General features: G+C 69.4%; 16 protein-coding genes. 9 read left to right on the top strand and 7 right to left on the bottom strand.

All coding sequences use genetic code 11. From position 1 onward, the window contains the following. The first annotated feature begins 246 nt into the window (after nt 1-246). Nucleotides 247-1302: a LacI family DNA-binding transcriptional regulator gene (locus ACFW9O_RS24085; protein WP_351176230.1), complete on the top strand. Its 1056-nt coding sequence runs from the start codon at nt 247-249 to the stop codon at nt 1300-1302. Nucleotides 1303-1395: 93 nt separating this feature from the next. Here ACFW9O_RS24085 and ACFW9O_RS24080 read toward each other — a convergent pair whose 3' ends face one another. After that, nucleotides 1396-2376, bottom strand: coding sequence for an acetylxylan esterase (locus ACFW9O_RS24080; protein ID WP_384612035.1), 981 nt, complete (start codon nt 2374-2376; stop codon nt 1396-1398). Nucleotides 2377-2650: 274 nt separating this feature from the next. On the opposite strand from ACFW9O_RS24080, the gene ACFW9O_RS24075 reads away from it, so the two are divergent. The 5 genes from ACFW9O_RS24075 to ACFW9O_RS24055 all read left to right on the top strand — a co-directional run bounded on the left by ACFW9O_RS24075 (nt 2651) and on the right by ACFW9O_RS24055 (nt 8753). Next, complete coding sequence (locus ACFW9O_RS24075) at nt 2651-3895, top strand: sugar ABC transporter substrate-binding protein (protein WP_384612033.1); 1245 nt, start codon at nt 2651-2653, stop codon at nt 3893-3895. A 5-nt stretch (nt 3896-3900) separates the two neighbouring features. After that, nucleotides 3901-4908 carry a carbohydrate ABC transporter permease gene (locus ACFW9O_RS24070; protein WP_384612031.1) on the top strand — a complete coding sequence of 336 codons (1008 nt, stop codon included), beginning with the start codon at nt 3901-3903 and terminating at the stop codon, nt 4906-4908. Then, nucleotides 4905-5780, top strand: coding sequence for a carbohydrate ABC transporter permease (locus ACFW9O_RS24065; protein WP_351176238.1), 876 nt, complete (start codon nt 4905-4907; stop codon nt 5778-5780). Before ACFW9O_RS24070 ends, ACFW9O_RS24065 begins: the two co-directional genes overlap by 4 nt. A gap of 87 nt (nt 5781-5867) precedes the next feature. Continuing rightward, the gene (locus tag ACFW9O_RS24060) at nt 5868-7070 is read left to right on the top strand and encodes a glycoside hydrolase family 1 protein (protein WP_384612029.1); all 1203 of its coding nucleotides are present in this window, start codon (nt 5868-5870) and stop codon (nt 7068-7070) included. 168 nt (nt 7071-7238) lie between these two features. Beyond that, nucleotides 7239-8753: a glucoamylase family protein gene (locus ACFW9O_RS24055; protein ID WP_384612027.1), complete on the top strand. Its 1515-nt coding sequence runs from the start codon at nt 7239-7241 to the stop codon at nt 8751-8753. Between the two features lie 16 nt (nt 8754-8769). Here ACFW9O_RS24055 and ACFW9O_RS24050 read toward each other — a convergent pair whose 3' ends face one another. Continuing rightward, entirely contained in the window at nt 8770-9819 is a 1050-nt protein-coding gene (locus tag ACFW9O_RS24050) for a hypothetical protein (protein WP_384612025.1), read from the bottom strand. Between the two features lie 318 nt (nt 9820-10137). Here ACFW9O_RS24050 and ACFW9O_RS24045 point away from each other — a divergent pair, with 318 nt between their 5' ends. Both ACFW9O_RS24045 and ACFW9O_RS24040 read left to right on the top strand, forming a co-directional pair. Continuing rightward, nucleotides 10138-12261, top strand: coding sequence for a TPM domain-containing protein (locus tag ACFW9O_RS24045; RefSeq protein ID WP_384612330.1), 2124 nt, complete (start codon nt 10138-10140; stop codon nt 12259-12261). Between the two features lie 79 nt (nt 12262-12340). Continuing rightward, on the top strand, nt 12341-13054 hold the full coding sequence (locus ACFW9O_RS24040) for a PspA/IM30 family protein (RefSeq protein ID WP_384612023.1): 714 nt from the start codon (nt 12341-12343) through the stop codon (nt 13052-13054). 50 nt (nt 13055-13104) lie between these two features. On the opposite strand, the gene ACFW9O_RS24035 is transcribed toward ACFW9O_RS24040, so the two are convergent. From ACFW9O_RS24035 to ACFW9O_RS24015, 5 genes are all read right to left on the bottom strand, one after another. Continuing rightward, nucleotides 13105-15693, bottom strand: a complete 2589-nt coding sequence (locus ACFW9O_RS24035) for a SpoIIE family protein phosphatase (RefSeq protein ID WP_351175076.1) — start codon at nt 15691-15693, stop codon at nt 13105-13107. A gap of 193 nt (nt 15694-15886) precedes the next feature. Next, a complete protein-coding gene (locus ACFW9O_RS24030) occupies nt 15887-16324 on the bottom strand; it encodes an ATP-binding protein (RefSeq protein WP_384612021.1) in 438 nt (145 codons plus the stop codon). 121 nt (nt 16325-16445) lie between these two features. After that, the gene (locus ACFW9O_RS24025; protein WP_351175038.1) at nt 16446-16847 is read right to left on the bottom strand and encodes an NUDIX domain-containing protein; all 402 of its coding nucleotides are present in this window, start codon (nt 16845-16847) and stop codon (nt 16446-16448) included. A gap of 381 nt (nt 16848-17228) precedes the next feature. Further along, nucleotides 17229-17429, bottom strand: coding sequence for an SPOR domain-containing protein (locus ACFW9O_RS24020; RefSeq protein ID WP_351175040.1), 201 nt, complete (start codon nt 17427-17429; stop codon nt 17229-17231). Nucleotides 17430-18112: 683 nt separating this feature from the next. Next, the gene (locus tag ACFW9O_RS24015) at nt 18113-18865 is read right to left on the bottom strand and encodes a GntR family transcriptional regulator (protein WP_351175042.1); all 753 of its coding nucleotides are present in this window, start codon (nt 18863-18865) and stop codon (nt 18113-18115) included. Between the two features lie 230 nt (nt 18866-19095). Here ACFW9O_RS24015 and ACFW9O_RS24010 point away from each other — a divergent pair, with 230 nt between their 5' ends. Further along, the gene (locus tag ACFW9O_RS24010; protein WP_384612019.1) at nt 19096-20472 is read left to right on the top strand and encodes a glycoside hydrolase family 18 protein; all 1377 of its coding nucleotides are present in this window, start codon (nt 19096-19098) and stop codon (nt 20470-20472) included. The last annotated feature ends 148 nt before the right edge of the window (nt 20473-20620 follow it).

Raw genomic sequence — 20620 nt, 5'->3', positions numbered from 1 at the left:
GTAAAGATGGACAGGGCACCTTGCAAGGCTGCCTGTCTATTTTCTGCCCAGCGTTCGGTAAAGGGATCCCGGGAGCGTGAACGCGTCGCGCGCCACACCGTTCGGTCTTGCTCGCCCGCCAGCCCGCGATCTAGGGTGAATGCGCTTTCAACGGACCGGCGGCACGGAGCCGGCCGCCCAGGAGCACACGTACCAGCACACGCATCAGGCGCGTCGCTACGGAAGAAGAAGCGGACGGTCGGTCGAGTGAGCGCCCCCACGGTGTACGACGTCGCCGAGCGGTCGGGCGTCTCCATTGCCACGGTCTCCCGGGTCTACCGGAACCCGGATTCCGTGCGGGCCCAGACGCGCGAGCGGGTCCTGGAGGCGGCACGCGAACTCGGTTACGTACCGAGCGGGAACGCCCGTGGCCTGGCCAGCCGCACCACCGGTGTACTGGGCCTCTGCTTTCCGGACTACGCCGACCCGGACGCCGAGGCGGACGCGGAGGCGGACAGCGACGCCGACGACGCGGTGATGCTGTACTCCGACCAGATCATCCGCGGCATGGAACGGGCGGCGCGCCGGCACGGTTACGCCCTGCTGATCGCCGCGTCGCTGGAGGGCGGGCCGGAGAGCCTGGTCGCGAAGGTCGCGGGGCGGGTGGACGGCTTCGCCGTACTGGCGCAGACCGTACCGACCGAGGACCTCGAGGTGATATCGCGCCGGCTGCCGGTGGTCATGCTCGCCGGGCCGCGCGAGATCGACCATCTCGACCACATCGTCGTCGCGAACGCCGACGGGGAGCGCGAGCTGGCCCGCCACCTGGTCGAGGACCACGGCCTGCGCAGGCTGGCCTTCGTCGGGGGCGACCCGGCTTCACCGGACGCCGAGGCACGGTTCCGTGGCTTCCGCGAGGCGTGCCGCGACGCCGGGCTGCCGGTGCCGGACGCACCGGATCTGCGGACGGAGATGATGACGCAGGCCGAGGGTGCGCGAGCAGCGGAGACGCTGCTCGACCGTGACTCCGAGCGGCCGCAGGCGGTGCTCTTCGCCAATGACCAGATGGCGGTGGGGGCGCTGCGCGCACTGGAGAGGCGCGGGGTCCGGGTCCCCGAGGACATCGCTGTGACCGGATTCGACGGCATCCCGCTGAGCCGGATCGTGCGACCGTCGCTGACGACCGTGCGGCAGCCGATTCGACAGCTGGGCGAACAGGCCGTGGAGTTGCTGGTGCAACGACTGACCGACCGGAACCGGGAGCCCGTGTCGCTGGAGCTACCCGTCTCCTTGGCCCGGCGGGCCAGCTGCGGCTGCGGCTGACCCGGGCGCCCGGGGCACCCTGGGCACCCGGGCGTGGCTTGCGCTGCTCCGGGCCACGGCCCGAGCCACGCGCTCCGGGTCACGCGCTCCGCGTCATCGCCCGAGCCACTCTCCGAAGAACCGCCGCCGGCGGGTGCGGAGCTCGGCCAGATCGGCAGCTTGCCCCTCGTACTCGAAGTGCCCGGCGCCCAGCACCAACAGCTCCCGCGGGCCGGGCAGCGCGTTGTGTACGGCGAACTGGCCCGGCGGCGGCACCGCAGGGTCGAACAGTGCCGCGGCGACGAACGTCGGCAGTTCCAGCCGTGCGGCGGCCGTGGCCGCGTCGAAGTACCGCAGGACCTCCATGACGCCGGGGTGCTCGCGGTGGTGCGCCCGTACCGACTCCCCACTGCCGCTGCAGGGCAGGGTGAGCCGCAGCGGATGGTTGCCGAAAGTCGGAACGGTGAGCTGCGCGGCGCCGAACCGCTCGTCCCAGGGCAGCGCCAGCGCGCCGAGACCGCCTCCGAAGCTCTCGCCGACGTAGCCGAGGGCGCCGGGGCCGCGCAGCTCCGGCAGCAGTTCCTGGAGGGCCGAGGCCGCGCACCACAGGTCGGCCACGCAGTCGCCGATGACATAGGTCTCGCGCGACCCGACGCCGTGCAGAACATGCCTGGCAGCCGTGTCGGGAATGCCGGGCCACAGACCACGGCTTCCCATCCCGCGCACGCAGGGCAGGATCGCGGCGGACCGGGGCAGGGGCAGCGGCACCTCCACCCCGGGGTCCTGCCGGCCGCCGTAGCCGTGTCCGATGACGAAGCCGTGCTCCGCGGGCCCCTCGACGGGCAGCGCCAGCCAGCCGCCGAGGCGCACCCCGCCCACGGAGGTGAAGGACACCTCGTGCAGCCGGACGCCGTCCCGCTCGGCTTCCACAGGGCCGATCTCGGGAGCGGTGGCGACAGCACGTGCCTCGCTGTGGCGCTCCTTCCAGAACGCCTCGAAATCCTCGGGCGCGGCCGGCGCCGGGATGCGCAGCAGCTCGTCGAGCGTGTGGCCGTGAGCCGGATCGAAGGAAAAGTCATGCGCGAAAGAAGGCATGGCCACGACAGTAGTGCGCTCGCTTTCGGACCCGGCCACCTTTTAAGTCTCGCCGGATCCTCGCCGAATCCCTCTCAATCAAGCGGAATCAGTCACATCCACTTCTAATTCGCAAACAGCACGCATACCGTTCCACAGTCGCGCCCGGAGATGTCGAGCACGTTGCACGAGTGTGACCCAGCACCCTCTTGCGGATTCGCGAGGGACTGTCGCAGAGTGATGTATGCGCTTACAGGCAGCGCATACATCCGGATTGCTCAAGGAGGAGCCCTCCATGTCCCGCACCGCCAGAACCGTCTCCGCCGGTATCGCAGTCGCGCTCGCCTTCGGCATCACCGCCTGCGGAAGCTCCGGCGGCGCCGACGTCGCCGCGGACAAGAAGCAGACGCTCACCGTCTGGGCCATGGGCGCCGAGGGCGAGAAGCTCGCGGATGTGGCCAAGGTCTACGAGAAGGCCAACCCTCACATCACGGTCAAGGTGACCCCGGTCGGCTGGGACGTCGCCCACCAGAAGCTGGTCTCCGCCGCCGCGGCCGGCACCCTCCCGGATGTGGCGCAGATGGGCGGAAGCTACATGGGCGAGTTCGCCGAGCTCGGCGTCCTGGAGCCGGTCGACACCAAGACCTTCGACAAGAAGGACTTCTTCCCCGCGGGCTGGAACCAGGGTGAGGTGGACGGCACCGCGTACGGCGTGCCGTGGTACGTCGACACGCGCGTCCTCTACTACCGCACCGACCTGGCCGAGAAGGCCGGTGTCTCCAAGGCGCCGTCCGACTGGCAGGAGATGCAGGACCTCGCCACCGCCTACCAGAAGAAGGCGGGCACCAAGTGGGGCCTGTCCATCCAGCCCAGCGGCCTGGACACGGTGCAGAACTTCTACTCCTTCCTGTACTCCGCCGGCGGTGAGATCGTCAACGACAAGGGCGACGCGGTCATCGACAGCCCCGAGGCTGTCAGGGCACTCAAGGAGTACGGCTCGTACTTCGACAAGGGGCTTTCCAACAAGTCCGTACAGCCCGGCTACGACGTGGTGAAGGACTTCGGCAACGGCCGGGTCCCCATGTTCTTCGGCGGCCCCTGGCACGTCACCCTGCTGAACGAGGGCCAGCCGCAGCTCAAGGGCAAGTGGGCGGTGGCGGCCGTGCCCGCGGACAAGTCCTCGGTCTCCATGGCAGGCGGGTCCTCCCTGGTGGTCTCCAAGGACAGCGAGCACAAGGCCGCCGCCACGGAGCTCATCAAGTACCTCACCGGCGCCGAGGGCCAGGCTGACTGGTACGAGCGCACCAAGGACCTCCCCGCGAACACCGCGGCCTGGACCTCCGGCAAGCTCGCCGACGACACGAACCTCCAGATCTTCAAGAAGCAGATGGACACCGCCAAGGCCTCGCCGTCCACGGCCACGTGGACGGAGATCACCGACAAGGTCGACCAGGCCATCGCCAAGGTGACGCAGGGCAAGGCTTCCCCCGAGGACGCGCTGAAGACCGCGCAGTCCGAGATCGAAGGCCTCGTGAAGTAGGAGCCATGAGCACTACGACCGGAAAGGCCGCGCGGGCGGCCGAGGTGAAGGGCGGACCCGGGACCTCTCCGTCACCGGGCGCCCTGCCCCATGACCGGCGGGGCCGACCGGGCCGTCAGGGGCGCAAGGCGTCGATGGGTGTGCAGAACGCGGCCGGCTGGCTGTTCTCCACCCCCTTCCTCGTCCTCTTCACCGTCTTCATGGCATTCCCGATCCTCGCCACCCTGTTGATGAGTTTCACGGACTTCGGGCTGCGTAATGTCACGCGCCCACTGGACGCGAACTTCATCGGCTTCGAGAACTACGTCAATCTCTTCGGCGACGAGAAGTTCCTCAAGTCGCTCTTCAACACGGCGTATTTCGTGGTGATCGGCGTCCCCCTGACCATCGCCCTCGGACTGGTCGTCGCCGTACTGCTGAACAACGGCATCGACCGGGCACGGACTTTCTTCCGCGTCGGCTTCTACGCACCGGTGGTCACCACGATCGTGGCGGTCGCCGTGGTGTGGCGCTTCGTCCTGGATCCGAGCGACGGCCTCGTCGCCGGGCTCTTCTCCGAAGTGGGGCTGACCGCGCCGGACTTCCTCGGCTCCGAGGCCTTGGCCATGCCGTCGATGATCGTGATGGCGGTCTGGCGCAACGTCGGCACGGTCATGGTGCTCTTCATCGCAGGTCTGCAGGCCATCCCCACCGAGGTCCGGGAAGCCGCGAAGCTGGACGGCGCCGGAGTGTGGCAGGAGTTCCGCGGGATTACGGTGCCCCTGCTGCAGCCCACGGTCCTCTACGCCACGGTCATCACGACCATCGGTTACCTCAATGTGTTCGAGGAGCCGTTCGTGATGACGCAGGGCGGGCCGTCCGACTCCACGCTCACCGTGTCGCTGAACATGTACCGCGAGGGCTTCAACTTCTTCCACATGGGCTATGCGAGCGCCATGGCGTATGTCCTCTTCGTAGTGATCATGGGCATCACGGTGCTGCAGCTCCGACTGCTGAAGGACAACACGAAATGACCGTCGGCAATGCACCCGGTGCCGCACGGACGGCGCCGGCGAGGAAGCCCCGGAACCTGAGGCGTCCCCTGGTCTACACCCTGCTCTCGCTGGGTCTGCTGATCATGTCTGCGCCGTTCCTGTGGATGGCCCTCTCGTCGTTCAAGACGACCTCCGAGCTGTCGGCCAGTCCCCCCGTGTGGATTCCCACCGAGTGGACCCTGGACAACTTCCGGGAACTGCTCGACAAACTGAATCTGCCGCTCTACTTCATGAACTCCGTGATCGTGGCGGTGCTGGTCACCGTCTCGAATCTGGTGTTCTGCTCGATGCTCGGGTACGCGCTGGCCAAGCTGAACTTCGTCGGCCGCAACAAGATCTTCGGTGTCGTCCTGGGCGCCCTGATGGTTCCCGGAAACCTGATGCTGCTGCCGCTGTTCGTGCTGATGAGCAAGCTCCAGCTGATCGACTCGTACGCAGGTCTGGTGCTGCCTTTCGCCGCCGGGGCCTTCGGGGTCTTCCTGATGCGGCAGTTCATGCAGTCGATCCCGGACGAGCTGCTGGAGGCCGCCCGGATGGACGGTGCAGGCGAGTGGTACATCTTCTGGCGGATCGTGATGCCGCTGGTGAAGCCCGCCCTCGCGACGCTCTCGATCTTCACCTTCCTCGGTTCCTGGAACAACTTCGTCTGGCCCCTGATAGCAACCAACGATCCGGACAAGTACACCCTCCCCGTCGCCCTCGCCACGTTCGCCACGGACCCCAACAAGGCCGGTGGATCCAACGGGATGCTGATGGCCGGAGCGTTCCTTGTCGTTCTGCCGGTGCTGATCCTCTTCATCGCCCTGCAGCGGCATTTCACCCAGGGCATCGCCACGGCGGGCTTGAAGTAACCCGCCCGGGCAGCCCCACGCACATCCACGAGGCCGTACCCCACCCTCTCGGCCACGCCCCTTCACGCACAAGAGAGACATTCCGCGATGACGCACACCCCGGTCCCGTTCCCCGAAGGCTTCCTGTGGGGGGCCTCCACGGCCGCCCACCAGATCGAGGGCAACAACACCAACAGCGACTGGTGGGTGAAGGAGCACTCCACCGGCACCCACATCCAGGAGCCCAGCCTGGACGCCTGCGACAGCTACCACCGCTGGCGTGAGGACATGGACCTGCTGGCCGGACTGGGCTTCACGGACTACCGCTTCTCCATCGAATGGGCGCGCATCGAGCCGACCGAGGGGCAGTTCTCCCGGGCCGAGCTCGCCCACTACCGGCGCATGGTCGAAGGAGCGATAGAGCGCGGTCTGCGCCCCATGGTCACCCTGCACCACTTCACCGTGCCGCAGTGGTTCGAGGCGCGCGGCGGCTGGACGGCCGACGGTGCCACCGAGCTCTTCGCCCGCTATGCCGCGGCCTGCGCCCCGGTGATCTCCACCGGTGTCAGCCATGTCTGCACGATCAACGAGCCGAACATGATCGCCGTGATGGCCGGGCAGGCCAAGCGGGGCGACATCGGCTTCCCGCCCGCCGGTCTGCCCACCCCGGACGACGAGACCACACAGGCCGTCATCGCCGCCCACCACGCGGCCGTGAAGGAGGTCCGGGCCCTGGATGCAGGTATCCAGGTCGGCTGGACCATCGCCAACCAGGTCTACCAGGCGGTCCCGGGCGCCGAGGACATCACAGCCGCCTACCGCCACCCGCGCGAGGACATCTTCATCGAGGCCTCCCGCGGTGACGACTGGATCGGCGTCCAGTCCTACACCCGTACCCGGATCGGTCCCGACGGCCCGATTCCCGCGTCCGAGACGGTCGAGCGGACGCTGACGCAGTGGGAGTACTACCCGGCCGCCGTCGGGTACGCCCTGCGCCACACCGCCGAGGTGGTCGGCAGTGAGGTGCCCCTGATCGTCACGGAGAACGGCATCGCAACCTCCGACGACACCCGCCGCGTCGACTACTACGCCGGTGCCCTGAACGAGGTGGCCTCCGCACTGGAGGACGGTCTCAACATCCAGGGCTACCTGGCCTGGAGCGCACTGGACAACTATGAATGGGGCTCCTTCAAGCCGACGTTCGGCCTGATCGCCGTCGACCTGGAGACCTTCGAGCGGACCGCGCGGCCGTCGGCCGTCTGGCTGGGCTCCCTCGGCCGCTCCCGCGAACTGCCCCGCACCGCCGGCTGAGACCGGCCCCAGGACGGAGAGCCACGTGATGGCTCTCTCCGGTGGGGGAGTCGTCGGCACCTGACGGCCGTCGGCTCCCCCACTGCGTGTCCGCGGCCGGACCCCGTCCGGCCGCCACCTGAATCCGAACATCCGTGACAGACGATGACTCTTCTTCGAGAGGTTCTGATGGACCGTCGAACATTTCTCACCGCTGCCGGGACCGGGGCCGCTGCCCTGTCCCTCGGAGCCGTCTCCGCTCCCTCCACATCCGCCGCCCCGGCCGCTCCCACGGCCGGGCCCCTTCCATCCGCGCGCACCGCTCGTTCCCTTCATGCCTTTGATACACCGCAGTTGCTGCATTGGTTCCGCGATACGTACCGCTCGATCGAGGCCATGACGACGGATCTCGGTCTCGCCGCCGACACGATCGACCTCAGCGGGTCCGGCCCCGTCCCGTCCCGCCAGACCTCCCCCACCAACATCGGCTGCGGCCTCTGGGCGGCCGTGGCGGCCGCGGGGCTCGGCGTGATCGGCGAGGACGCGCTGCTCCGCACGCTGGACCGCACCGTGTCCGCCGTCGAGAAGCTGGAGCGCCACCACGGCTTCTGGCTCAACTGGTACGACGCCCACGACGGTTCCGTGCTGACAGAGTGGCCCGGCACCGGCGCCCCGGTCCGCCCGTTCCTCTCCTCCGTCGACAACGCCTGGCTGGTCACCGGCCTGCGGATCGCCGCCGACGCCGCGCCGTCCCTGCGCCCCCGCATCGGACGGATCCTCACGACCGCCGACTGGTCCTCCTACTACACGCCGTACGACCCCGCCGACCCGGTCGCCGGACCCGGCCAGCTGCGCGGTGGGTTCTGGACCGATACCGAGGAGCCCACCGCCCATCACTACGGTGCCCTCAACACCGAGCCCCGCATGGCGAGCTATCTCGGCATCGCGGACGGTTCCCTGCCCGCCGAGCACTACTGGCACCTGCTGCGCACGATGCTTCCCGAGCACGAGCAGGAGCAGCGCCCGCAGGGCACGTACGCGGTCGTCGACGGTGTCCGTGTATGGCAGGGGCACTACACCCACGGCGGTCGAAAGATCATCCCCACCTGGGGCGGCTCGATGTTCGAGGCACTCATGGTGCCGCTGTTCGTGCCGGAGCCCGAGTGGTCACCGCAGTCCTGGGGCCTCACGCACCGGCGCTACGTCCGCAGCCAGATCGAGCACGGTCTCTACGAGGCGGAGTACGGATACTGGGGTTTCTCCCCCTCCAACGTTCCCGAAGGCGGCTACCAGGAGTACGGCGTCGACGCGCTCGGCATGCAGGTCGACGGCTACGCCTCCAACACCGACCGTACGTACACCACGGACGGCTCGGCGCTTCCCGCCCCGTCCGCCTTCACCAACGGCGTGGTCACTCCGCACGCCTCGTTCCTCGCCCTCCCGTACGCACCGCACGAGGCGGTGGCCAACCTCCGGGCTCTGGAACGCGACTTCGGCGCGTACCACGACGGATACGGCTTCCGTGACTCGGTCAACGTTCGCACCGGGCGGGTCAGCGACTTCATGCTCGCGCTCGACCAGGGAATGATCGTCGCGGCTCTGGCGCAGGCCATCCGGCCCGGGCTGCTGCAGCGGCCGTTCCGGACGGGTGGTTTCCGGTCGCGGGTCCGGCCTCTGCTCGCCAGGGAGCGGTTCAGCATCTGACCGCGATGCCGCGGACTCAGTGCCAGCCTTCCCGGTAGGCCTGCCAGTCACTCTCGCGCGCCGCGAAGTCGACGTAGAGCGCAACGCCGAAACGCGTCCGGTCGCGGTCCGTCCGTGCCAGGCCCAGCCTGGTACCGCGGACCGCGGCCTCGACCGTTTCCGCGGCGTCCCGGTGCCCCAGATCGTTCTCGTGGAAGAACGGCAGCCCCATCAGCAGGTCGGTGTCCTCGGGCGTCACCTCGAGGGCGAGCGCGGTCTGCTGGGCGACGAATCCACCGTAGGTGCCCTCGAACGGCATCCAGCTGTCGTACGACATCACGGCGATCTGGTCGACCCGCCCGGCGACTTCACCGAAGAACTCCTGCGACCACCACTTTCCCCTGCCGATGAGCGCGCCGAGGATGCTGTGCGCGGCGGGTACCGGATCGATCTGGTGGGCGGCAACGGAGAGCTGCGCCTTGCGGGCACCGGTGAGTTCGCCCAGATCGTCGAGGAGGGACAGGTAGTGGCTGTCCCCGGAATGCAGGGGTTCCAGGTCGAAGTGGACTCCGTCGAACCCCGCGTCGAGTATCTGCCGCGCGGAGGTGACGACGGCCGCACGGGACGCGGCACTTTCGAGGCGCAGGCCGTCGGGCCCCTCGGTCGCCAGAACATCGCCGAGCCAGGCCTGCACCCGGATGCCGGGCAGGGTGCGGTGCACCGCGTCGATCAGCCACTGCGCCTTCGGATAGCGCTTCGTCGGCAGGGTGCCGTCGTGTTCCAGCGGTCCGGCGTGCACGTAGAGGTCCTTGATGCCCGTTCCCTCTATCTGTGCGGCGAAGGCCTCCAGGTCCTTGTCGCCCTTGCGCCCGTCGACCCACGCATGGCCGAGCCAGATGGCATCACGGCCCCGGGTGCGGGTGTCCTCGCCCGGATCCCCGGTGTAGTTCAGCCGCAGCGCGATGCCCGCGGTCAGGACCGGCAGGACGAGCAGCAGGACCAGCGCCAGAGCGATGCGTCGCGGCCAGGTCCATCGGAAACGGGCCCACCTGCTCCGCACCGCTCCGGCCGTCTTCCCTGCGCCCATGTCCGTACCCCCTGAGTTTCGCTGTGCCGCTGCAACACGGTCGGCTGACGTCCCCCTGCCGGAAGGCCCGCACCGCTTTCGTCCCTGGCGTCACAGACGCAATCCTCAGCCCCTTCCGTTCCTTCTTCGGCAGGCCCGGGTCGCCTGATCGGATGCGGAGCCGCTGCGCGGCACGCCCCCGCTCCTCATCCGTGCCTCCGTCCATGGCGTGGCGACGCGGGGTGGCGGGCGCGGCCGTACGACAGGGAGCCGGCCCGTCCAAGGACTGGAGGTGCCGGGTCGCGAGGGGAACCGGGCGGACATAGCCTCCCAAATGTGATGCAGCCCGCGAGCCGTACCCGGATCTCCATACCCGCCAGGGTCCTCCTCGCCGTGCTCGCAGCGATGTGCTGGATCGCGCTGCCCGCTGCGCCGGGCGCCCGCGCCGACGACCCCGTGGAACTGTCGCGCGACGGGCAGATCACCGACAAGGTGGGGGCTCTCGGTGACCGTGACCAGCAGGTCGAGTCCGCGCTCGACGAGTTGTTCGACAGCAGCCGGATCCAGCTCTTCGTCGTCTACGTACGCGATTTCTCCGGCCGCGACGCGCAGACCTGGGCCGACGAGACCGCGAACCGCAACGGCCTCGGACAGGACGACGTGCTGCTGGCCGTGGCCACACACGACCGGCAGTACGCCTACTCCGTCGACCAGGGGTCGCGGCTCACCGACGGACAGCTCCAGGACGTGGCGAGCACGGCGATCGAACCGGCTCTGCGGCAGAACGACTGGGCCGGGGCAGCGATCGGCGCCGCGAACGGGTACGCCGCGGTGCTCGCCGGCCGGCCCGTTCCGGCCCCCGCGATCACACCGGGGCCCGCGGATCCCGGGACGGGCAGTGACTCCGACAGCGGCAGCGCCGGGAACCTCATCGTCCCGATCGCCGTCGTCGGCGCCGCAGGTGCGGTCGCCGCCTACGCGTACACCCGCCGCAGGAAGCGTGCGTCGAGCCGGACGACCCCTGCCGCGGCCGGCTGGGGCAGCGGCGGAGCCCAGGAGTCCGCGGAGCCGTCGATGCCGCTGCCGGAACTCGACGCACAGGCCAAGGCCGACCTGGTGGACACGGACGACGCCGTGCGCACCAGCGAGGAAGAACTCGGATTCGCCACCGCGCAGTTCGGTGAGGAGGCCGCGGCTCCGTTCACCCAGGCCGTCGACCATGCCAAGTCGGAGCTGACGGCGGCCTTCCGCTTGCGGCAGCAGCTCGACGACGCCTTCCCGGAGGACGACGCGACACGGCGCCGCATGCTCGACGAGATCGTCAGCCGCTGCGCGGAGGCGAACGGACGTCTGGACGCCGTGGCCGAGGACTTCGACCGGCTGCGCGCCCTCGAGCAGACCGCGCCCCAGGCCGTGGCGACTGCGGAGGCCACTCTCCAGGACCTCTCCGGACGGATCTCCACGGCGGAGTCCACCCTCATTGGAATGCGCGGCCGGTATACGGAGTCGGCCGCCGCACCGGTGGCCGGCTCCGTCGAACAGGCGGAGGACCGGCTGCTGTTCGCCACATCCGGCCTCGATCAGGCGCGCCAGGCCGTGGCCGACGGCGACAACGCCAAGGCAGCGGTGTACGTCCGGGCCGCCGAGGGCGCGATCGGGCAGGCGTCCGCACTCGTCGATGCCGTGGACCGGCGTGCTGTGGAACTGGCCGAGGCGGCGGGCAAGCTGCCGGGGGCCCTCACCGAGACGGAGACGGATCTGGCCGATGCCGGAGGTCTGCTGAAAGGTACGGCCGAAGGAGTCTCCACCGCGGATCTGCAGGGCAGGATCGCGCGGGCGGCGTCGGTGCTCAGCGATGTGCGGAGCGAGACGGAAGCCGGTCCCTACGACCCCATCGACGCTCTTCGCAGGGTGGAGGAGGCGGACGCGGCGCTGGACGAAGCCCTCACCGGGGCCCGCGAGCAGGAGCACGGAAACCTGCGCGCCCGCTCTCTCCTCGACCAGGCGATGCTCACGGCACGTTCGGCGATCGGGGCGGCCGCGGACTACATCACCACCAACAGGGGAGCGGTGGGCAGCCAGGCCCGCACCCGGCTGGCCGAGGCCCAGCGGCGGTGGGAGCGGGCTCGCGAACTGGGCGAATCGAACGATCCGCAGGGCGCCCTGGCCGAGGCCCAGCAGGCGGACGCCCTGGCCGGGCTGGCGCAGGGCCTGGCGGAACAGGACGTGCGGGCCTACCGGAACCAGAACGGTCCGGGCGGTGTACAAGGAGGGGGAAGCGGGATGGGCGGGGCGGTTCTGGGCGGCATCCTCCTCGGCGGACTCCTCGGGGGGAGCGGCCGGGGCGGGGGATTCGGAGGGGGGTTCTCGGGAGGTTTCGGAGGAGGAGGGTTCTCGGGCGGGCCGGGCAGCTTCGGCGGCGGGGGAACCCGTGGCCGAAGGGGCGGCGGAGGCCGGTTCTGAGGCTCTGACGGACGGCGCGTCGCGTCAGCCGCGGATTCACGTTGCGTCAGTCGCTCTATTGCACACAAGGAGAGGTGCCATGACCAAGCAGACCATCCTCGGCCGCGTCACGCAGCTGGCGCGGGCCAACATCAATGCCCTCATCGACCAGGCGGAAGACCCCCAGAAGATGCTGGACCAGCTGATCCGCGAGTACACGGGCAACATCTCGGAGGCCGAGCAGGCCGTGGCCGCGACCATCGGCAACCTCCGGCTGATGGAGCAGGATCACCGGGAGGACGTCGACGCGGCGCGGGAGTGGGGGCAGAAGGCCCTCGCGGCCAGTAGGAAGGCCGACGAGTTGCGCGCTGCGGGATCGGCCGCCGATGCCGACAAGTTCGACAACCTGGCCAAGGTCGCGCTGGGCCGGCAGCTCCAGTCGGAGCAGGAGGCCAAGACCGCCGAGCCCACCATCGCCTCGCAGACGGTGGTGGTGGACAAGCTGAAGACGGGCCTGGACCAGATGAAGACCAAACTGACCCAGCTGAAGTCCAAACGCGACGAGCTGGTTGCGCGCTCCAAGTCCGCCCAGGCGCAGAACCGGATGATGGACGCCGTGAAGAGCATCGACGTCATGGATCCGACGAGTGAGCTCAGCCGCTTCGAGGACAAGGTGCGGCGCGAGGAGGCGAAGGCGGTGGGCAAGCAGGAGCTCGCCGCGTCGTCCCTGGACGCACAGTTCGAGCAGCTGGACAGCCTCGATGAGAGCGCGGAGGTCGAGGCCCGGCTCGCCGCCCTGAAGTCGGGCTCATGACGCGACCGGCGGCTGTCGGCACCGCCCGCCCGCACGCCGCCCGCCCCCGATCAGTACATGCTCAGGAGTTGCTCGACCGAGAGTTCGGCAGCCGGCTCGCCGTCGGGCAGCGCCAGCTCGAACCACACCGTCTTGCCTCGCGGTGTCCGTCGTGACCCCCAGGCCGCGCTCAGCAGTCCGACCAACTGCAGCCCGCGACCGCCCTCGTCGGTGTCGCGTGCCCGCCTCCGCCGCGGCTGGACCAGGCCCGCGTCCCATACCTCGCACACGAGGGTGCGGTCGCGCAGCAGCCTGAGCCTGATCTCGCCCTCGCCGTAGCGCAGGGCGTTGGTGACGAGCTCGCTGACCAGCAGTTCGGTGGTGTCCACCAGGTCGTCGAGGTCCCACGACGTCAGCTGGGCACGGGCCAGCTCGCGGGCCCGGCCGACAGAACGGAGCTCGCGGGGAAGCCTCCAGTCGCCCACGGCATCCACCGGAAGCCCTTGGATGCGCGCCATCAGCAGGGCGATGTCGTCCTCGCCGTGGCGGGTGTCCAGGGTGGCCAGTACATGGTCACAGACGTCCTCGAGCGGCTGGGACGGCTCCGTGAGGGCGTCCCGGAAGGCTTGCAGGCCTTCGTCGAGGGGATGGTCACGTGACTCGACGAGACCGTCGGTGTAGAGGGCGAGGAGGGCGCCCTCCTTGAGCTCCACCTCGACCTCCTCGAAGGGCTCGCCACCGACGCCGAGCGGCATGCCGGGAGGAACGTCCAGCAACAGGGCCGGTTCGCCCGGCTCGACCACCACAGGAGGGAGGTGACCGGCATTGGCGAAGGTGCACCGCCTGGTGACGGAGTCGTACACCGCGTACACACACGTCGCCAGGTAGACCTCGGAGAGGTCCGCCTCGCGTGACTTGTGGGCGACGCGTGAGGGCCACTGGGCACCGCCGCCTCCGCCGAAGGCGTCGCGCCGGTCGCCGCCGCCGGGGGTGCCGAGGCCACGGGCCACCTCGTCGAGGGCGGAGAGCACCTCGGCCGGCTCCAGGTCCAGGAGTGCCAGGGTGCGTACGGCGGTGCGCAGCTCTCCCATGGCGACAGCGGCCCGCAGCCCACGGCCCATGACATCGCCGACGACGAGGGCTGTGCGATGGCCTGGGAGTTCGATCACGTCGAACCAGTCGCCGCCGACCTCTGTGGCCGTGTTGCCGGGGAGGTAGCGGCAGGCGATGTCGAGACCTGCGGCCTCCGGGTCGCCCGGGGGGAGCAGGCTGCGCTGGAGTATCAGCGCCCTTTCGTGTTCGCGGCGGTAGAGGCGGGCGTTGTCGATGCAGACGGCCGCGCGTGCGGCGAGTTCGGTGGCCAGGGCCCGGTCCCGCTCGCCGAAGGGTTCGCTGCCCTTGGCGCGGGAGAACTGGACGAGACCGATGACGATGTCGTGCGCGACCATCGGCACAGCGAGTGTGGAGTGCACGAAGCCGCGTTCGTCACCGGGCACGTCCTCGACGCTGCCGGTGCGCAGGGCGACGGCACAGGGCGAGTTGAACGGGTAGCGGTGGACCGCGCCGAGCGCGGGAGGCCCCGCGGCCTCGTCCCCGCCGGGATCGGCACCGCCGCTCAGCCTCCCACCCGGCAGGCCGTCGGGGAGCGCGTCGGAGACTGCGCTGGCCTGGGCCACCCGGCGGAGTTCCGCCGAACCGCCGCCGGACTCCTGCCGGAGCCGGCCCCAGCTTCCGGGTGATGCCTCGTCGCCGGTGAGCAGTCCCTGGTAGAGGTCCACGGATGCCAGGTCGCAGAAGCCGGGCACGGCGACGTCGAGCAGTTCCCGGGCAGTGGTCTCCAGATCGAGGGAGTTGCCGATGCGCGCACTGGCCTCGTTGAGGAGTGCGAGATTACGACGGGCACTGGCTGCCTCGCGGGCGGCGATGTGCCGGCCCGTGACGTCTGTGGCGAGTCCCGCGATGCCGATCGGACGTCCGGCGCCGCTGTGTACCCGGTAGAGGTTCATGGACCAGTGGCGCCGTGCGCTGGAGCCGGGGACGGTGCCGACCAGTTGGAGGTCGGTGACGGCATCACCGGTTTCCAGGACGCGCTTCAGGGTGCTGGAGAGCCGGTCGGCCTCCTGCCCGGCCAGGTAGTCGTCCACCGTGCGCCCGCGATGGTCGTCCGCTTCGCCACCGAAGACCGTGGCGAACCGCTGGTTGGCCCGTACGACCGTGAAGTCCGCACCGAAGAGCACGAAGCCGAAGGGAGATTGGCCGAAAATCGCCTGTGATGCGGCAAGATCAGTTTCGATGCGCCGTAGTGCCCGGACATCGACGACGATGCAGAGCGCGGCGCGCTCGCCCCTCCCCGTCTCGCTCGGCATGACATAGATCTCGGCAAGCCCCTCGGCGCCGCCCTCACCCGGAATCCGGAACGGGACGAGACCCGTCCACTCCTTGCCGTCGAGGATCTCGCCGACCCGCCGATGAGCGTCCGAGCGCAGCTCGGCAGGCATGAAGGCCTCGACCGGATCCCTGCCCACCGCCTCGTGGGAGGCCATGCCGAACAGACCGGCGGCCCGCCGGCTCCACTGCTCGATCAGCCCGTCAGGCCCGATCGAGAAGGAGGCGACCCTGATGTAGTCATAGATCGAGCCGGGCGGGCTGCTCTGCCACACGACGTCGCCCGCCGACCCAGGTATTTCGCTCACGCGACCGTCCCCTCCAGCTCACACACCGGACCGGTCCTGCCCGCAGTATTCAGCACTACGGGCCTTACCGGCACGGCGTTCACGATCACAGCACGGTCTCAGTCCCTTTCAGCCAGGTCCTGCCTGACCGCCGGTGATCGCTGTGCGTCCCCTCCCACTCCTAACCAGGGAGAGCGAGCTCGAACCACACCGTCTTGCCACTCTTTCCGCGCCGGGTCCCCCAGCGGCGCGCAGAACAAGCCACGAGCTGCAGCCCGCGCCCCCCTTCGTCCTCCGGTCCGGCCATGCGTTCGGTGGGCGCATCCGGAAGCGGATCGGAGACTTCCACGAGCAGGGCCTGCCCGGCAGTCCGCGGACCGGGACCCTCACCGTCCGGATGCGGACGCACGAGCCGCACCCCGATGGGGCCCGCCGCATAGCGCAGGGAATTGGTCACCAGTTCGCTCACGAGCAGCACGGCGACGTCTCCCACCGCCGCGTCGAGCCCCCAGACGTGCAGCGCATCGCGTACCGCATGCCGGGCGCTGCGCACGGAGCCCGGCACCGCCGGAAAGCTCCACTCTGCGCAGTCGCCTTCGGTATCGGTCACGCCGATCACTTCCCAAGACGGAAAACGGGGTGCATCCCACTTGGAGGGGATATTCAGCACATACCCGAAATTTGGTGCAGCCTATCGCGAGACCCGCCAGGTGGGGCGTACGGGTGCATGCGCCAGGCGTTCAGATCAGCTCACCCGTGGCGTTGAGATCATCGAAGAGCAGTTGGTCGACCGGGGGGACGAGAGAGCGGTCCCCGTAGGAGAACCAGGCCATCTCGTCGATCTCACTGCTGGCTGCCAGCGTGCCCCGGTAGTCGCCGTAGTAGCAGCTCATGCGTACCACCACACCGTCCGGATGGCCGTGCGCCTGCGCCTCGTACGTACCCGCATGGATGACGGTCGAGGGGACGACGGTCACCGTCAGTTCCTCCTCGACCTCGCGCAGCAAGGTCTGCAGGTCCGTCTCCCCGCTCTCCCGCTTGCCTCCGGGGATGTAGAAGATGTCCTTCCCCTTCGGTCGCGCGCAGAGAATCCTGCCGTTCTCCACCCGCACCCAGGCCACCGTGTCGATCAGCACCGGCATCTTTTCGTCCTTGCCATCGGTCGGCCGCCGCTTCGGATGCCGTGGTGTGCGGCTCGGGGCGGTCGGCTCAGGAGTCTTCGACGCCTCAGCGCGTTCAACGGCTCAGGATTCTCGACACCTCGCCGGCAGTCGGTGCGACCGACAACACCCGGGCCGACCCCACGTCTGACGTACTGTCCGAGAGCGTGCGGGAAAAGGGCTTCCGGGACGCGAATATACGGCGCCGTCCGGCATGCCGGACCGCCACGCCCACGACGGACGGGAGCCGGGGCCGTCCTGGACGGTGGACGGCCCCGGCGGAAGTTCGGAGTCACTCGGACCGCGAGGGTCCGTACGGGCGGCAGACGGGGGCGGCCGGCGCGGCCCCGGAGGCCGCAGCCGTCAGGGGCGAGCGCTCTGGCCCACGCGCTCCACCCAGTAGAGCTGTTTGTGCCCGTGGCGCTCGAGGCCGTCCGCGATCTTCTGTGCCTCGTCCTGTGTCGCATAGCGACCGACGCGGTATCTGTTGCCGTTGTCGTCCTGCCGAATCACCAGCCAAGGGAGCACGGCACCGCTGTCGGTCATCGTGTCCCTCCCAAGCATTTCGCCCCTCTCCCCACTGGCGTGCACGTCTCTAAGGATCCCCAGGAAACCGCAGTACGCATATGCCCGAGCGTACGCCTGACCTTCACTCAGCGGATGCGTGTTTACACAAAGAGATACACATCCGGTCATGCGTGAGGGGGCGCACCCATGTGGATGCGCCCCCTCACACACCGTCCGCGTCAGCCGGCGGCCGTACGCGGCGTGGGCAACGGCAGCAGACCGGCCCCGCCCCCTGTTCCCTTGCGGCAAACGTCGATCCCCGTAGGTGACGAGGTGCAGATCGCGAAGTCGGCGAAGTGGGCTCCGAGCGCGGTACCCGCGACCGTCGAGGGCGACCGACGCCGGAAGGTGTGCGGCGCGCAGCGGAGGGGCAGTCCTCACGGCTCTCATCCGCGGCGAGCTTCGCTCAGCAGCTCCGGAGCTCGCCCTGTGGAGCCGGTGACGGCACCTCGGCCGTTGCGGGCGTTGCGGGCGTTGCGTCCTACGTCACCGGCAACTTCCCGTTCGCCGGTCCGCGTGCGGGTGACGAACGGGAAGTTACGAGCCGGACATGACAAGCCCCACAGTCGGCGATTGCCTGCGGGTCAAGGGCGGCGAGGGGGATTCGACGCCTCGTCACCGGACAGCGGACGCACCATCCCCCGAGCGGTCGTCGTGGCCCGCACACGCCGCATGGCCGGTCACCTGACCGGCAGATGGTAGGCGATCCGGTAGCGGTCGGCCGGCACGACCACATCCGCGGTCTCCACGGCCCGCCCCGACGCGTAGTACGTGCGCCCGATCACCATCACCACATGCCCCGGCACACCACCGAGCGCCAAGAGCTCCTCCGCCAGCCCCGGGCGCGCGCCGACCTCCTCCGCCACGTTGTCCACGACGACGTCGATCGCGGCCATCCGGTCGACCACACCGCAGCCGCCCAGCGGGCCCTCCTCCGGAAGCATCACCGGCGTGCGGCCCGTGACGGCGAGAGGTTCCCAGGACGTCGAGAGCATCATCGGCTCGCCCGCGTCCCGGAAGACGTACCTCGTACGCATCACCCGGTCACCCGGCTCGATGCCGAGGCGTTCGGCGATCTCGGGGCTGGCCCCCTCCTGTTCACTGCGGGACTCCCAGGTCCCGCGCATGCCTTCCGCCGTCTGCTCCTGGCGGAACGGACTGGCTCCGGCTCCCGGCCGGTAGCCGGAGCGGGCGATCCGGCGCGGGACCGGACGCTCACGCACATACGTCCCGGAGCCCGACCGCCCCTCGACCAGCCCTTCGGCCATCAGCACCTTCCGCGCCTCCAGCGCGACGGTGTCCGACACGCCGTACTCCTCGCGGATCCGCGCCTGCGACGGCAGGCGGGTATGAGGCGGCAGCGCGCCGTTGACGATCTTCTCTCTGAGATCGCTCGCCACGCGCAGATAGGCGGGCTGCTCACCGAAAGTCACAGGCCACTCCCAACAGGTTGACAGACTGCAACAGCCTGGCAACCGTGGGTTGTGCACCGCAAGCACAGGCCAAAGTTTCACTCGATGTGATGATTCCTTGCCGACCAGCGCATACCTCGCGCGGCACCGCACAGGCTCTTGACCGTTTTTGGTCCAGACCAATACCTTCCTCTGCACAGCACGGCTCTCGCTGGCTCTCCAGCTCCGGCACACGCACAGGAACGAGTCCCATGCGTCGAAGAACCCTGTCCAGACTGACCACGGCCGCCTGCGCCTTCGCGCTGCTGGCAGGCATCGCCCCCGCGGCCACGGCCGACGGCGCCCAAGACCGCGGCAGCCGTGACGACCGCGGTGCGGGCCACAACCGCGCGTACAAGAGCATCGGCTACTTCACCCAGTGGGGCGTCTACGGGCGCGACTTCCAGGTCAAGGACCTGGACACGAGCGGTGCGGCCGCCAAGCTCACCCACATCAACTACGCCTTCGGCAACGTCAGCGCCGAAGGCAGGTGCTTCACAGGCAACGTGCCCGGCGAGGCGGACGCGTGGGCGGACTACGCCCGTCCGCTCGATGCCGCGGGATCGGTGGACGGCGTCGCCGACACCGACACCCAGGCCCTCGCGGGCAACTTCAACCAGCTGCGCGAGCTCAAGGCCAAGCACCCCGGCCTCAAGGTGATGATCTCGCTGGGCGGCTGGAGCTGGTCCACCCACTTCTCCGACGCCGCCCGCACCGCGGCCTCGCGCAAGGCCCTCGTCTCGTCCTGCATCGACCTGTACATCAAGGGCAACCTGCCCGTCGACGGCGTACGCGGGGGCGAGGGGGCCGCGGCCGGCCTCTTCGACGGCATCGACATCGACTGGGAGTGGCCCGGTTCCGCCGGTGACACCGACACGGTCTACCGCCCCGAGGACAAGAAGAACTTCACCGCTCTGGTGCACGAGTTCCGTACCCAGCTCGACGCCTACGCGAAGTCGCAGAAGTCGCAGACGAACCAGAAGGGGCGTCAGAAGCAGTACGAGCTTTCGGCGTTCGTCCCCACCGCTCCCGCCAAGATCGACGCGGGCTTCGATGTCCGCCGCATCATGCGGGACTTCGACTTCGTCAACCTCCAGGGCTACGACTTCCACGTCTCCGGTGAGACGACGACCGCCCAGCAGTCCGCCCTGTACGCGAAGGGCGACTTCAGCGTCGACCAGACGGTCCGTGACTGGATCAGGCGCGGCGCCCCCGCCCGCAAGCTGGTGGTGGGCATGCCGTTCTACGGGCAGGGCTGGACCGGAGTGACCGGTGGCGGCGACGGTCTCGGGCAGCCGGCGACGGCACCCGCCCCGGCCACGTACGCGGCGGGCTACGAGGACTACAAGGCCCTCAAGAAGCTGGCCGATTCCGGGCAGTACACGGTGCACCGCGACACCCGCAACGGCCACGCCTGGCTGTTCGACGGGACGACCCTGTGGACGTACGACGACCCGCAGGTGCTGCGCGCCAAGACCTCGTACATCCGTGACCGCGGTCTCGGGGGTGCGATGTTCTGGTCGCTGGACGGCGACACGGACGACGGCGAGCTGATGTCCGCGGTCGACCGCGGGCTCAATCGCCGCTAGGTCCGCTCGTCCGGATCAGGCCGGATTCACGGAGGATGCGTGCGGGGGGGGGGGCGGCGGCCGCCGCCCCCCCGGCGGGGAGGGGGGGGGCAGTACCGGGGCGGGCACCAAACCAGGGAGATATAAACAAAAAAAGCAGGCGCCGAAC

The organism is Streptomyces sp. NPDC059499, assembly GCF_042749285.1.
In the GTDB taxonomy this organism is placed as follows: Bacteria; Actinomycetota; Actinomycetes; order Streptomycetales; family Streptomycetaceae; genus Streptomyces.
This window is presented reverse-complemented; position numbering and strand designations above follow the sequence as displayed.

What these genes read in the sequence shown, in the direction of transcription:
- ACFW9O_RS24080 (WP_384612035.1), bottom strand. Translation starts at nt 2,376, where the DNA reads ATGCCTTCTTTCGCGCATGACTTTTCCTTCGATCCGGCTCACGGCCAC.
- ACFW9O_RS24075 (WP_384612033.1), top strand. Translation starts at nt 2,651, where the DNA reads ATGTCCCGCACCGCCAGAACCGTCTCCGCCGGTATCGCAGTCGCGCTC.
- ACFW9O_RS24070 (WP_384612031.1), top strand. Translation starts at nt 3,901, where the DNA reads ATGAGCACTACGACCGGAAAGGCCGCGCGGGCGGCCGAGGTGAAGGGC.
- ACFW9O_RS24065 (WP_351176238.1), top strand. Translation starts at nt 4,905, where the DNA reads ATGACCGTCGGCAATGCACCCGGTGCCGCACGGACGGCGCCGGCGAGG.
- ACFW9O_RS24060 (WP_384612029.1), top strand. Translation starts at nt 5,868, where the DNA reads ATGACGCACACCCCGGTCCCGTTCCCCGAAGGCTTCCTGTGGGGGGCC.
- ACFW9O_RS24055 (WP_384612027.1), top strand. Translation starts at nt 7,239, where the DNA reads ATGGACCGTCGAACATTTCTCACCGCTGCCGGGACCGGGGCCGCTGCC.
- ACFW9O_RS24050 (WP_384612025.1), bottom strand. Translation starts at nt 9,819, where the DNA reads ATGGGCGCAGGGAAGACGGCCGGAGCGGTGCGGAGCAGGTGGGCCCGT.
- ACFW9O_RS24045 (WP_384612330.1), top strand. Translation starts at nt 10,138, where the DNA reads ATGCAGCCCGCGAGCCGTACCCGGATCTCCATACCCGCCAGGGTCCTC.
- ACFW9O_RS24040 (WP_384612023.1), top strand. Translation starts at nt 12,341, where the DNA reads ATGACCAAGCAGACCATCCTCGGCCGCGTCACGCAGCTGGCGCGGGCC.
- ACFW9O_RS24025 (WP_351175038.1), bottom strand. Translation starts at nt 16,847, where the DNA reads ATGCCGGTGCTGATCGACACGGTGGCCTGGGTGCGGGTGGAGAACGGC.
- ACFW9O_RS24020 (WP_351175040.1), bottom strand. Translation starts at nt 17,429, where the DNA reads ATGCTTGGGAGGGACACGATGACCGACAGCGGTGCCGTGCTCCCTTGG.
- ACFW9O_RS24010 (WP_384612019.1), top strand. Translation starts at nt 19,096, where the DNA reads ATGCGTCGAAGAACCCTGTCCAGACTGACCACGGCCGCCTGCGCCTTC.